The organism is Mesorhizobium sp. M0862 (genome assembly GCF_040319795.1).
Lineage (GTDB): Bacteria > Pseudomonadota > Alphaproteobacteria > Rhizobiales > Rhizobiaceae > Mesorhizobium.
Map to the genome: position 1 here is coordinate 1 of NZ_JAMYOJ010000045.1, position 12,931 is coordinate 12,931.

General features: G+C 56.8%; 10 protein-coding genes and 1 pseudogene. 7 read left to right on the forward strand and 4 right to left on the reverse strand.

What is annotated here, in order from left to right:
- Window positions 1–281: 281 nt before the first annotated feature.
- From NKI15_RS31495 to NKI15_RS31510, 4 genes are all read right to left on the reverse strand, one after another.
- Window positions 282–1,211 (reverse strand): electron transfer flavoprotein subunit alpha/FixB family protein, encoded by a 930-nt coding sequence (locus NKI15_RS31495; protein ID WP_352888089.1) that lies wholly within the window; start codon window positions 1,209–1,211, stop codon window positions 282–284.
- 18 nt (window positions 1,212–1,229) lie between these two features.
- Window positions 1,230–1,979: an electron transfer flavoprotein subunit beta/FixA family protein gene (locus tag NKI15_RS31500; RefSeq protein ID WP_352888091.1), complete on the reverse strand. Its 750-nt coding sequence runs from the start codon at window positions 1,977–1,979 to the stop codon at window positions 1,230–1,232.
- Window positions 1,980–2,128: 149 nt separating this feature from the next.
- On the reverse strand, window positions 2,129–3,421 hold the full coding sequence (locus NKI15_RS31505; RefSeq protein WP_352888093.1) for an aspartate aminotransferase family protein: 1,293 nt from the start codon (window positions 3,419–3,421) through the stop codon (window positions 2,129–2,131).
- Window positions 3,414–5,891: an FAD-dependent oxidoreductase gene (locus tag NKI15_RS31510; RefSeq protein ID WP_352888096.1), complete on the reverse strand. Its 2,478-nt coding sequence runs from the start codon at window positions 5,889–5,891 to the stop codon at window positions 3,414–3,416. Before NKI15_RS31510 ends, NKI15_RS31505 begins: the two co-directional genes overlap by 8 nt.
- Window positions 5,892–6,186: 295 nt before the next feature.
- On the opposite strand from NKI15_RS31510, the pseudogene NKI15_RS31515 reads away from it, so the two are divergent.
- The 7 genes and pseudogenes from NKI15_RS31515 to NKI15_RS31545 all read left to right on the forward strand — a co-directional run.
- Window positions 6,187–6,848: pseudogene (locus NKI15_RS31515) on the forward strand (leucine zipper domain-containing protein); the annotation flags it as partial.
- Window positions 6,849–7,273: 425 nt separating this feature from the next.
- Window positions 7,274–8,179 (forward strand): MurR/RpiR family transcriptional regulator, encoded by a 906-nt coding sequence (locus tag NKI15_RS31520; RefSeq protein WP_352888098.1) that lies wholly within the window; start codon window positions 7,274–7,276, stop codon window positions 8,177–8,179.
- Window positions 8,180–8,207: 28 nt separating this feature from the next.
- Entirely contained in the window at window positions 8,208–8,588 is a 381-nt protein-coding gene (locus NKI15_RS31525; RefSeq protein WP_352888100.1) for a carboxymuconolactone decarboxylase family protein, read from the forward strand.
- 164 nt (window positions 8,589–8,752) lie between these two features.
- Complete coding sequence (locus NKI15_RS31530) at window positions 8,753–9,997, forward strand: GlxA family transcriptional regulator (RefSeq protein WP_352888106.1); 1,245 nt, start codon at window positions 8,753–8,755, stop codon at window positions 9,995–9,997.
- Between the two features lie 667 nt (window positions 9,998–10,664).
- Window positions 10,665–11,501, forward strand: a complete 837-nt coding sequence (locus NKI15_RS31535; RefSeq protein ID WP_352888116.1) for a transporter substrate-binding domain-containing protein — start codon at window positions 10,665–10,667, stop codon at window positions 11,499–11,501.
- Between the two features lie 53 nt (window positions 11,502–11,554).
- Entirely contained in the window at window positions 11,555–12,529 is a 975-nt protein-coding gene (locus NKI15_RS31540) for an amino acid ABC transporter permease (protein ID WP_352888109.1), read from the forward strand.
- A 122-nt stretch (window positions 12,530–12,651) separates the two neighbouring features.
- A partial coding sequence (locus NKI15_RS31545) for an ATP-binding cassette domain-containing protein (protein ID WP_352888112.1) occupies window positions 12,652–12,931 on the forward strand: 280 nt, incomplete at its 3' end.

The following is a 12,931-nucleotide window of genomic DNA, read 5'->3' on the forward strand; positions in this document are numbered from 1 at the left end:
GACGACCTGCGCGAGCACAAGAAGCTCGCTCTGCGCCAAGCCGCATGACCAGCATCATGGCCGCCCCATTTTGCAGAACTTGACGCACACAACCTTTTCGAGGGGGGAATCAGCGCGATGGAAAATCGACGCTCATGGTCGTGGCTTCTACCCAGGAGTGGGGTGGCAACTGGGCCTTCTGGGCCGGTGGCACTTACAAGTTCAACGAGAAGAACGTTGTTTAACTTTCACGCATCGTCGGCGCGCGCACTTTTCAGGCCTCGAAGGTCGTGCAAGATCTGCTACAGTTGCGATGTCAGCTCCGGCAGTATCACAAACAGGTCGCCGACCAGGCCGTAATCGGCAACCTGGAAGATCGGCGCCTCCTCGTCCTTGTTGATAGCGACGATGACCTTCGAATCCTTCATGCCGGCAAGGTGCTGGATGGCGCCGGATATGCCGACGGCAATGTAGAGGTCAGGCGCCACGACCTTGCCGGTCTGGCCAACCTGCCAGTCATTCGGCGCGTAGCCGGCATCGACGGCGGCGCGCGAAGCGCCGACGGCGGCACCGAGCTTGTCGGCGACAGGCAGGATGACTTCCTGGAACTTCTCCGCCGAGCCGAGCGCGCGGCCGCCCGAGATGATGATCCTGGCAGAAGTTAGCTCCGGACGATCGTTGTCCGAGACCTTGTTCTCAACGAAGGACGACACACCGGGGTCGGCTGCCGCCGAGATGATCTCGACGGCAGCCGCATTGCCTTGGGAGGCGACGCGAAATGAGGCGGTACGGACAGTGATGACCTTCTTTGCGTCGGTTGCCTGCACCGTCTGGATGGCGTTGCCGGCATAGATCGGCCGCTTGAAGGTATCCGGCGAGACCACCTCGATGATCTCGGAAACCTGCGCGACATCGAGGAGGGCGGCCACGCGCGGCGCGACGTTCTTGCCCGACGAGGTCGCCGGCGCGATTATGGTGTCATAGGCGCCGGCCAGCGAGACAATGAGCGCCGCCGTCGGTTCGGCGAGGCGCTCGGCCAGTTCGTCGGCTTCGGCGAGCAGCACCTTGCCGACGCCCTTCAACTTGGCGGCGGCGTCGGCAGCTGCTTTGGCGCCTTTGCCGGCAACCAGCACATGCACGTCGGAGCCGATCTGCAGCGCCGCCGAGAGCGCCTTGGCGGTCTGGTCGGAAAGGGTTGCGTTGTCGTGTTCCGCGATGAGGAGAATGGTCATGTTTTTCCCTTCCCAGCCTTACAGCACGTGGGCTTCGTTCTTGAGCTTGTCGACCAGCTCAGTGACGCTCTTGACCTTGACGCCTGCCTTGCGGCCGCTCGGCTCCTCGGTCTTGATCACCTTCAGGCGCGGTTTTACGTCGGCGCCGTAGTCAGCCGGGCTCTTTTCGTCGAGCGGCTTTTTCTTGGCCTTCATGATATTGGGCAGCGAGGCGTAACGCGGCTGGTTGAGGCGAAGGTCGGCGGTGATGATCACCGGCATCTTCAGTTCCACCGTCTGCAGGCCGCCATCGACTTCGCGGGTCACCTCGGCCTTGTCGCCGTCGAGCACGACCTTGGAGGCGAAGGTGCCTTGCGCCCAGCCGAGAAGGGCGGCCAGCATCTGGCCGGTCTGGTTGGAATCGTCGTCGATCGCCTGCTTGCCGAGGATGACGAGGCCGGGCTGCTCGGCGTTGACGACGCCCTTCAGCACCTTGGCGACGCCGAGTGGCTCGGTCTGCTCGTCGGTCTTGACCAGGATGGCGCGGTCGGCGCCCATTGCGAGCGCGGTGCGCAAGGTTTCCTGCGCCTGCTGCGGGCCGATCGAGACGACGATGATCTCTTCGGCCTTGCCGGCTTCCTTCAGCCGGAGCGCTTCTTCCACCGCGATTTCGTCGAACGGGTTCATCGCCATCTTGACGTTGGCGAGTTCCACCGCCGAACCATCAGCCTTCACGCGGACCTTGACGTTCGCATCCACAACCCGCTTCACGGGCACAAGGATATTCATGGAAGACTTTTCCTTTAATCGATCTAGGAGAACTGGAACCCGCGAGAAATAGCGACATCGCCCGGAAATCTGCTACATTTCTCACCACAAAGGCAACGCGATCTGGCACGACGAGACTGTCGAATCGCGGTTTCATCGCATGGCGCCGCTTATTCGGCGGACAGTTGCTTGGCGGCCGCCATTATCGCGTTCTGCGTCCAAGCGAGATCGCTGCTGGAGAGAGCAAGGCTGGGATAAATCTTGCTTGGCGATTTGAAGATTCCATGCTCGCGGAGCTGAGCATTAAATCTGACTGCCAAACTATTGTCTGCCTTGAGCACATCTCTGTAGGACTTCAACGAGCGCTGAGTGAATACAACATCAAAAAGAACAGGATCCCCAACGATTTGGTAATCGAGTCCTGTTTGATCGAGAGCATCCCTAAGGAAGCCCATGATGGCTTCCCCATTTTTGCGAAGCCGGTCATAGCTGTCCGGACGGCGAAGGATTTCGAGCGTCTTCAGGCCGGCGACGGCAGCAAGCGGATTGCCGCTCAGGGTTCCGATCTGCAGGGTAAAGCGATCTCTCCCTACGACGCTCTTGTCGAAATGAGCCATGATGTCCGCTTGGCCCACCACTGCTGCAAGCGGGAGACCGCCGCCCACGATTTTGCCCACGGTGCAGAGATCCGGCACAACGCCGTATTTTTCTTGTGCCCCGCCGTAGGCCAAACGGAACCCGGTAACCACCTCGTCGAAAATCAGCACGATCCCGTGCTTAGTTGTTTCTTCGCGCAACACTTCGAGAAATCCTGGCTGCGGAGGAATCTGGCGCTGAAGCGGTTCAACGATCACACCAGCTATTCTCTCTCCATGTTCATCAAGGAACTGCCGAATGAATTCCGGATCGTTGAATGGCGCGACGCAGACGCCTTCGCGGACCTGTTCGGGTATTCCCGCTGAATCCGGAACTCCATTTGGATAATTCTCAAGTCTATCGGGAAAGACACTGATCAGGGCATCTGAAGACATGCCATGATAGCCGCCTTCGAATTTTAGAATGAGGTTCCGACCACTATGCGCGCGAGCAAGGCGCATCGCGTACATATCGGCTTCGCCACCGCTCGAAACAAATCGCAGCTTTTCCGCACACGGCACGGCTTGGCATATCGCTTCGGCAAGCTCTATGCCGTGCCTGTTGCTGGCGAAAAACGTCAGTCCTTTTCCTGCCTGCTCTCGAATTGCCTCAACGACCTCTTCATTGTCGTGTCCCAGGATCATCGGTCCCGAGCCAATGAGGTAGTCGACGTATTCCTTCCCGTCCTCATCCCGGACACGAGCGCCATGGCCTTCGCGAATAACGATCGAGGGGTCGAAATTACCGAATCCACCGCCGGGCAGTACACCTTTCGCCCTCTCGACCCACTGCTTCTGAGCCGGCTGCGCAACTGAATTGTCAAGCATTGGCCGCTACCCTCGTCCTCTGGCTGCCTGCGTCTGCATCGGCGCGGGGGCGAACATTGTCGGGATCGAAAGCCGGCTCGGCCAGTACCTCCGCCTTCCGGATTTCACCCATGATCGTGACATCCACCTTTGTTCCCGGGCTCGCGACATCAGGCGACACGTAGGCAAAGGCGAGAATCTTGCCGACGGATGGCGAGTAGGCGATCGAGGTTATCGATCCAACTTGACGGTCTCCCATCAGCACGGCTTCGCCGCCATTTCCATCCGACACCCCGTCGGGCTCGATCTGCAGATAGGCGCAGATCCACAGCGGGCCCTTCTCTTGCGCAGCCAGTGTGGCCTGCTTGCCTCTGAACTCAGCCTTGTCGGTCTTGACGAAGCGCATGACATCGGCTTCCGGCAAAGTGACCTCGTTGGTAAGTTCGCCAGCTCCCTTGAACATCTTCTCCAACCGCATGACGTTCATCGCGAAAGAGCCGTAGTCGATCAGCCCAATTGCGTCGCCAATCTCATGCAATGCATCGTAGACAGTCGGAATGCTCTCTCTTGGTCCATGGAACTCCCAGCCCACCTCTCCCGCGTAAGACATCCGGAAAGCCCATACCTTCTCCCCTGAGACCTCGATCTCCTGGGCCGTAAGCCAGGGGAAGGCCCCATTGGTCAGGGCGGCGCTTGTGTTCGGGGCCAGGATATCGCGGGAGCGAGGTCCGTTGAGCGCCAAGGCTCCCCAGGCATCAGACAGATTGGTGATTTTTACATCGTCGTGATCAGTACGAGCGAACTTCAAATAGTCCAGCAAGCGCTGCTCGAAGAACGCCGCGCAGGTGAAATAGAAGCGATCGTCGGCGAGGCGAACAATGGTCGTTTCCAACTCGATGCGACCGTTCTCGCTCAACAGGTGAGTCAACGCGATGCGACCAGGCTTCGAAGGCAGCCTGTTCGGGATGAGCCTATCGATGAATTTGGCCGCTCCCGGTCCAGAGACTTGAACTTTGGTGAAGGCGGATATGTCCATCACGCCGGCGCGCTCGCGCACGCTGTTGACCTCTTGCTGGACAAGAGGAAACCAAGCGGGCCTGCGGAAGGAATAGTAGTCTCGTTGCTCGACACCGTCGTGCGCGAACCAGCGCGGACGTTCCCATCCGTAGACTTCTTCGAAGACAGCACCCCTACTTTTGACACGTTCATAGAGCGCGCTGCGCTTGACCGGCCTGCCGGCATGTCTGTTGAGATGAGGGAACGGAACCTCGTGGCGCAGAAGGTAGTCCTCCTTCGCCTTTGTAATCTGATATTCCTGGTCGGCGAACCGACCGAAGCGCCGCGGATCGTAGTCGCGCATGTTTATGTCCGCCGCACCGTGAACCATCCAACGAGCCAGTTCACGCGTTAGGCCCGGGCCCCAACCGATACCGATCTGGCAACCGCAGTTCAGCCAAAAATTCCTGAGCCCCGGTGCTGGTCCGATCAGCGGGTTGCCGTCCGGCGGATGCGAAATCGCTCCGTGAACGGCTCGTTTGATGCCGAGCTGCGAAAGCACAGGCATACGCCCCATGGCGTTCTCGAGCCATGGCATAATCCGGTCATAATGCGGCTCGAAAAGTTCGTGCTCCGCCTCCCAAGGACATTCGTCAATCCAAACCGCATTCGGATTGGCCTTCTCGTAAATGCCGATGAGCCCGGACTTTTGCTCCATTCGAATGTAGCCTGAAACAAGCCGGTCGTCTCTGATGACGGGCAACTCCCTTTCTAGGGACATGAATTCCGGCACGGTATCCGTGATCAGATAGTGGTGAGTCATCGACGTGGTGGGCACGTCGAGGCCCACCCACTTCCCAACCTGGCGGGCGTAGGTGCCGCCAGCATTGACAACGTGTTCGCAAACGATTTCGCCATGCTCCGTGAAGACCCTCCATTCGCCGTTCGGCTCTCGCTTGATGTCGGTGGCGCGGCACTGGCGAATGATTTTGGCACCAAGTTGTCTCGCGCCCTGAGCCAAGGCGAATGTAGCGCCGGAGGGATCCACATGCCCATCATCAGGTGTGTAGAGCGCGGCTTGAACGCCTTCGAGATTGTAGAATGGATGTAGCTCCCTTATGCGCTCCGGCCCCACCAATTCCATGGGGAACCCAAGAGCCTTGCCAACGCTCAGGGTTTGACGAAGCCAATCGAGCTCATCGTCCGTGTAGGCGAGCCGAAACGACCCGCAGCCATGCCAAGTCACCGACTGGCCGGTCTCCTTCTCCAGCACTTTGGAGTAGAGATCGATATTGTAACCAACGCATTTGCCTAAGGAGAAACTCGATGTCGAATGGGTAATCTGGCCCGCTGCATGCCAAGTAGATCCCGACGTCAACTCGGCTTTCTCCAAGAGAACTATGTCTGTCCAAGCCTCGTGCGCCAGGTGGTATGCCAGCCCACAGCCCATTATCCCGCCACCGACAATTACCACGCGCGCATGGGATACACTCATTGTCATGTCTCCTAATCGAATGGTTTCAACGTATAGGACATACGTACGCTAGTCAACGTTGAATAAAAAACTTGTACCATCAAAACGTGACCAGGCGCGCGAGCAGCCTGCTGGGAGGTTCCGAGTGGGTCTCAAAGAACGCGCGGAGGGATTGCCGGTGTGGGCAAGCGCCAGCGCGCCGCGGCTGTTCCTGCTTCGCTAGCTTAGCTAGGTGTGAGCTTTCGGGAGGTTGTCCATTCGGACCGGACCGGGGAGACTGGAGTTACCAGGCTTCAGCACTCACCGGAGGGTCCGAATGAACATCCACAAGAATCCCCGTATCACGCCGCTACGTCGAGAGGAGATGGCGGTGTCGGTGATAGAATGCGCTTTCTCCAAAGCCGATGCAGCGCGCATCTACGGCGTGTCGGCCAAGATCGTGGCGCGCTCGAGCGCTATAAGTCCGAAGGGCGGGCCGGCATGATCGACCGTTCCTCGCGGCCCGCCCATATGCCACCGGCCACCGCTGCGTTGATCGCCGAGCGCATCATGGCGCTGCGGCGGCAACGTTGGACCGGCAAGCACATCGCCCATGAGGTCGGCGTCTCGCCCGCCACTATTAGCCGCGTTCTCAAGCGTGCCGGACTGTCGCGGCTCAGGGATATTGAACCGGCCGAGCCGATCCGGCGCTACGAGCGCGAGCATCCCGGCGAGATGATCCATATCGACATCAAAAAGCTCGGTCGTTTCGAGCGCATCGGTCATCGCATTACCGGCAAGCGCACCGGCAATGCCAGCTCGCGCGGCAGCAGTTGGGAGTTCGTCCATGTCTGCATCGACGACGCCTCCCGCATCGCCTTCTCGCAGATCCTGCCCGACGAGAAAAAAGAAAGCGCCATCGCCTTCCTCAAGGCGGCGGTGGCCTACTACGCCAGCCTCGGCGTCACGATAGCCCGCGTCATGAGCGACAACGGCTCCCCTCTGCAGATTCCAACGATATCTCCCTCTTGGCCAAGGCAGACACCGCTGTCGCTCTGCCGCCAAACATGCAAGATGCGGTTTCGACAAGGCTTCGGCGCGCATCCCTTTCGATTGTGGGAGACATATCCCGCAATAGCTCACGGCCATTCGGCAATTGACGAGGCGACATGGAGATTTGGCAATCAGTTTACTGATCAAGACTTTGATCGTTGCAATGGGAGGGGCGGCTCAGCTGCGTAAGCGGTCTGCCGGCAGAAGCTCGGTTCATTTCAGCGCCGGAGAGCGACCTTCAAGGCTATGCCATTCCACAAGCTGCGGAACGTGGGCCCGTGCTTTCAGCGCGTGCATCGCGTACATTCTTGAGCCTCTCTGACGAAACACGCTATAGACATCGCTGCCGAACAACTGTATGGATGTCAACCATGAAGCGAATGTATGTACCATCAGAAAGGTCAGCGGCTGCGGTTCTGGAAGAGATTAGAGGGAGGCTCATCTCGTTCACACCGGAATTGAACAAGGCCGCTACCCACGTACTCGAGAACTCAAATCTGATCAGCATCACGTCGATCAGAAACATGGCGCAAGGCGCCGACGTCAAGCCAAATACTTTGGTTAGAATGGCCCGCGCTCTAGGCTTTGAAGGATACGAGGATTTTCGTAGGCCCTTTAGAGAGCAAGTCATGCGAGGGCGCGAAGACTTTCCGGATCGAGCGCGATGGCTTCAATCACTTTCGAAGGGCGGCAAGCTCGCCAGCCTCTACAGCCAGATGGCGTCGACATCCATAGAGAATATCGAGAATCTGTTTTCTGGTACGAGCGCAATCGAGATAAAGAAGCTCGCCGACGCTATCGTGAGGGCGCGAATGACATATGTGCTTGGCGTAGGCTTCGCCAGTTCCATCGCCCGAAACTTCGCCTATCTTGCGAGTATGGCCGTGGGCGGTGTTGTCGCTATCCCGCGTGATGGATCGCTTCCTATCGATGGACTGGTCCACGCCGAAAAGGGCGACATCCTGGTGGCGATGACATTCAAACCTTATCGACGCGAGATCGTGGAGGCTGTCGAAGTCGCCCGTTCTTACGGCCTCAAGGTGGTTGGAATATCTGACAGCCCGGCATCGCCGATCCTCATCCGGGCAGATCAGCGTTTCGTCATACCCACCAACACCCCGCAATTTTTCCCCTCTACCGTCGCTGTTACGGCGCTTTTCGAGACGATCATGGCCTTTGTAGTAGCGGAAGCCGAGACCGACGCAGTCCATAATATAGAGCGCTTCCACCAACGGCGGCATGATCTGGGTATCTACTGGAAAGACGAACAAAGGTAATGCAGGCCGTTCGCACATAGAGGACAGAATGGAACCAAATCTTTTTGACCTGGGGCTGTCTAGAAGAAAGGCCGTACTTGGCGCCGAGTATGTTGAGAACAATCTCGCGTTGGCAGACGAATTCACTCGCCCTTTCCAGGAAGCGATGACGGCTTGGTGTTGGGGATTTGGCTGGGGAGATGAAGCCATCGATCTAAAGACGAGGTCGTTGATGAACTTGGCCATGATCGGCGCCTTAGGGAAGATGCACGAATGGGAGACCCATTGTCGTGGCGCTATCAATAATGGTGTCACGAAGGACGAGATCCGTGCTGCGATCCACATAGTTGGCATCTATTGCGGTGTGCCACAGGCTTTAGAGTGCTTCAGGGTTTCTCGCAAAGTACTTGAGGAGCGAAACCTCTTGTAAGACTGAGAACTAGTCTAGGCTGAGACGATCAACGCTGGGCCGACGGCCGCCGAAAAAATTCGGCATTGTACGAGGCTGCGTCGCGGCGCCGTCATCCGTTGTTGGGCTGCGGCTCCTAGGTGACATCGAACAGTCCTGTGGGCGCACCGCCCTAGGAACCCCGCGTGAGAATTTGGTCGGGCAACTATGAATTTACCCAGGCTATTCGTGTGAAGACAAGTCAATACAAAGAGGTTCGACAGCAAGGCCTGGAACCCTTGCCCGCCAAGTTGAACTTTTACCTGCTCCCGGCTTTTTCGCTGCATGCGTTTTCCTCCGCGATCGACGTGCTTATGCTGGCAAACGAAGCGACGGGGCGGAACGCCTATAGTTGGCAGGTCGTTTCGGACGACGGGCAACCTGTAGTGTCGAGTTGCGGCATCACCATTAACTCAGAAGTCGGATTGCGATCGGAGCGTGACCGCAACCTGCGATCAAACCCAGTCCCGGTCGCGATAGTGTGCGGCGACCGTTCCCTCCCTCGCTATGACAGCCAGTTGGATGCCTGGCTCAGAGAGTGCCGAAACCGTGGCGCGCGCCTTGTTGGCATAGGTGGCGGAACCCTCGTCCTAGCTAGAGCGGGCGTTGCAGAAGGTCGTCGCTGCGCAGTGCACTGGGAGCAATTTCCGCTATTTCTGGAGCAATTCCCAAGCGTAATAGCTACACAAGGCGTATTTGAGAGAGATGGAGAGCTGTATACCTGTTCCGGCGCAGCCGCATCCTTTGACACATTTCTGGATCTAGTTGGACGAGATCATGGAGCTGCGGTCGTAAATCGCATCTGCGAGAAGGCCGTCGCATGTCGTATTCGGGCGGTTGGGGACCGTCAACGTTTGCCGCCAAATTCCCGCGTACGATTCAATCATAAGGCAATCATCGAAGTCATCGATCAGATGGAGGCAAATATCGGCGATCCCAAGTCGATAAATGGACTGGTGGCAGCGACCGGCCTTACACGCCGCCAAATTGAGCGACTCTTCAAACGTGAACTAGGACGCACTCCGAGCCGCTATTACCTCGACCTTCGTCTGGAACGCGCGCACTTGCTGCTTCGCAGCTCCAGCCTGCCAGTTATAGAGATAGCGGTAGTGTGCGGATTCGTCTCGGCATCACATTTCTCAAAAGTCTATCGGAACATGTACGGCTGCGCCCCACATCAAACTCGATTGTTGTCACGCGGAGCTGGACAAGATCGCTCTTCTGATCCGCTAGCCGATCCTCCTGGCCATCCAACTGCCGACAGGATGGTCACATCAGCCAGAACCCTATGCGTGCAGAATCAGCGTTTCATGGCGGCGGACGGTTATGACAGGCCTACCATATCTCAAATATCGGAACGAAAATCGCGCATATGTAAGAATACACTTTGAACAGTTCGGCGCCTGCATGCCACCTTCCCTTAGAAACTTAAAACACACCGAAGCTTGGCCGACCTGGCGGGCACAGCAGTTCGTCTCGCATGAGCGGACCGTCAAGGCAATGAAGCAGCCGAAAGCGCCAAGCTCGTTCAATGATGCGCCATCAACGTCGAACTCTTTTATCATTCTTGGCGCCGGCGCGCGCTGATTATGTCGGTCGCTGCGGGTGGCGCATGGGGTGACAGGGGTCGTGTTATCGCATGGGATGTTGCAAACTTTTCTTCAATAATCTTCTATCGGGAACCACATTTAGTGCCAGAGGTCGAGAATTTTGGCTCCGAGCGCCCACGGGTGCGAGGACGCGTCCTGTGAGTGTCTCCTGGAAGCAGGGTCGTCTTAGGGATCGACACAGGGCCGCCGCATGATGGGGCTTCGCAGGTCGGTGTTCCAATTCCAATATGGACGACGCAATCCGCGGGCACATGGGCGGTTGCACCCCATCCAGCGGGATCACCCTAGCTCACTTGGGAGCCTCACCGCGAGGTTGCTCGCGCAAGCTTCACCGCATGGTCCCTATGGTACAAACTTGTAGTCGGATGTTGACAAAAGTACATATGTCCTATTAGCTGCTGAAGCTGTCAATAACCACAGGCAGATGGAGGAACATATGAATCGGCATATGAATCGGCTTATAAGGATGATCGCGGCCGCAGCCGCACTCGCGTTTGCGTCTGGCGGCACTTTAACCCCGGCCAACGCCGGCGAAGTTTGGGATCGGGTGCTCGCCACAAAGACGCTGACGGTGGCGGCAGGGACAAACTGGGGTCCCGTTTCGCATTTGAACGACAAAAAAGAGCTTGATGGTTACGATATCGACGTCGCGAAGGCCATCGCAAAATCCCTAGGCGTGCAGGTAAAATTCGTGACACCAGGCTGGGACCTCATAGCGGCAGGCAATTGGCAGGGCCGTTGGGATATGGGCATGGGTCAGATGACGCCTACGAAGCAACGTGCCCAAAAATTTGAATTTGTTATTTACTGCTACGTGCCCTCGGTAGCGATCGTACATAAGGACAGTAAGGCGACCAAGCTTTCCGATCTTGACGGCAAGGTGATTGGTGTCAATTCGGGCGGGCCGGAAGAATCCTATGCCAATCATAACTTTACGCCGGCATGGGTTAATCCTAAAGCAATAACGTACGAATTTACACCAGGCCAACTGAAGATGTACCAATCTAATAACATTGCGTTCGACGACCTCCGCCTGGGTGACGGTGTGCGGCTTGATGCTGCACTTGGTGACGATACCGTAGCAAGAGATGCGATAAAGCACGGCTATCCATTGAGGGTGCTCGACGAACCGCTATTCTCGGGGCCGGGAGCCATTTCGATTATCCCTGGCGACAAGGAGTTTATCGACAAGGTTGCGGCTGCCGTTAAAACGATGGTGGATGATGGCACTCTTTCCAGGCTGTCCGTCAAATGGTTCGGCGTGGACTACAGCGTCGAAAAATAGGCTGGGGTATTTATCGGCCCCGCTGATGGGGCCGTTTTTTTAAGGTGACGCTCATGCTCTATCGGGACACAATTGAATCCGAGATCCTCGTTCATAAGCCGTGGTTCGTAACTTCGATTTTTGCCGTAGTGCTCGTCGTTTTTCTTATGTTCAATCTTACTGGCACCACCTTTGGCCAGCTCATGCGGCCGGTCATCGGCGACCCAGCGCAAAGTGGGATCTATGGTCGCTTCGCGATCGCCTTTGTGATAGCAATCATATTCTGCCTCAACATCGTGCTGATTGGTTTTGTTTCGGTGAAGGTGCAAATCGGCATTGTGTGGGCTGAGCTTCTGCTGCTGTTTCTTGCATTCTTCAATTCATTTAATCTAAGCATGCCCTTCATCTCAGAGAATTTGCCCTATTTGATTACGCAGGGGGCGTTCACTACAATCTATATCTCGGCGTTTTCACTGGTATTCGCGTCCGTTATCGCGATGATTGCCGCGATTGCAAAGCTGTCAAACAACGGCTTCGCCTACGCAATCGCCAGTTTTTACACTTCGTTTTTCCGCGGCCTACCGCTGCTCGTCCAGATTTACTTGATTTACCTCGGGCTGCCACAACTTGGTATCGTGATCGATGCAATTCCTTCAGGCATCTTAGCACTGTCGCTTTGCGTCGGCGCCTACATGACAGAGATTTTCCGCGCCGGTATCGAGAGCATCGATCGAGGCCAATGGGAAGCTTCGCGATCGATGGGTTTAGGCTTCGGCCTCACGATGCGCAGGATCATCCTTCCGCAGGCGCTTCCGGTCATCATTCCCCCGATGGGAAACACTTTCATTTCAATGCTGAAGGACAGCTCTCTCGTCTCCGTCCTCGGTGTGTGGGAGCTCACCTTCCTTGCTCGCACAATCGGCCAGCCAACTTTTCAACACATGGAGATGCTCATAACTGCCGCATTCATATATTGGATTATGTCCATCTGCCTTGAGCTGATCCAATCCAGGATCGAGCATCACTTCGCTAGGAGTAGAGTACGATGAACATTGGCAGCGAAAGGCAGTCGAAAGGTATTAATGGAGGCCCTCCCACGGGAGCGAATCTCGGTACGATGAGCACGTTGCCACTTTCATCCCAGGAGTCATCCAGTCGGAATCGGGGCGCGATGAACGCGAACGCAATTATCGAAGCGAAGAACGTCTCGAAGTGGTACGGCACCTTCAGAGCATTGACTGACGTCAATCTCACCGTTCGCAAGGGCGAACGCATCGTTATCTGTGGGCCGTCCGGCTCGGGAAAGTCGACGCTGATCCGCTGCTTCAATCGGCTCGAGGCTCACCAGGAGGGCGAGATCAATGTCAACGGGATCAGGTTGCACAACAAGATGCGTGACCTAGCCGAAGTTCGTAAGAACGTTGGCATGGTGTTCCAGCACTTTAATCTCT

Coding starts and splice junctions, on each gene's coding strand:
- NKI15_RS31495 (WP_352888089.1), bottom strand. CDS start 1,211: ATGACCATTCTCCTCATCGCGGAACACGACAACGCAACCCTTTCCGAC.
- NKI15_RS31500 (WP_352888091.1), bottom strand. CDS start 1,979: ATGAATATCCTTGTGCCCGTGAAGCGGGTTGTGGATGCGAACGTCAAG.
- NKI15_RS31505 (WP_352888093.1), bottom strand. CDS start 3,421: ATGCTTGACAATTCAGTTGCGCAGCCGGCTCAGAAGCAGTGGGTCGAG.
- NKI15_RS31540 (WP_352888109.1), top strand. CDS start 11,555: ATGCTCTATCGGGACACAATTGAATCCGAGATCCTCGTTCATAAGCCG.
- NKI15_RS31510 (WP_352888096.1), bottom strand. CDS start 5,891: ATGAGTGTATCCCATGCGCGCGTGGTAATTGTCGGTGGCGGGATAATG.
- NKI15_RS31520 (WP_352888098.1), top strand. CDS start 7,274: ATGAAGCGAATGTATGTACCATCAGAAAGGTCAGCGGCTGCGGTTCTG.
- NKI15_RS31535 (WP_352888116.1), top strand. CDS start 10,665: ATGAATCGGCTTATAAGGATGATCGCGGCCGCAGCCGCACTCGCGTTT.
- NKI15_RS31525 (WP_352888100.1), top strand. CDS start 8,208: ATGGAACCAAATCTTTTTGACCTGGGGCTGTCTAGAAGAAAGGCCGTA.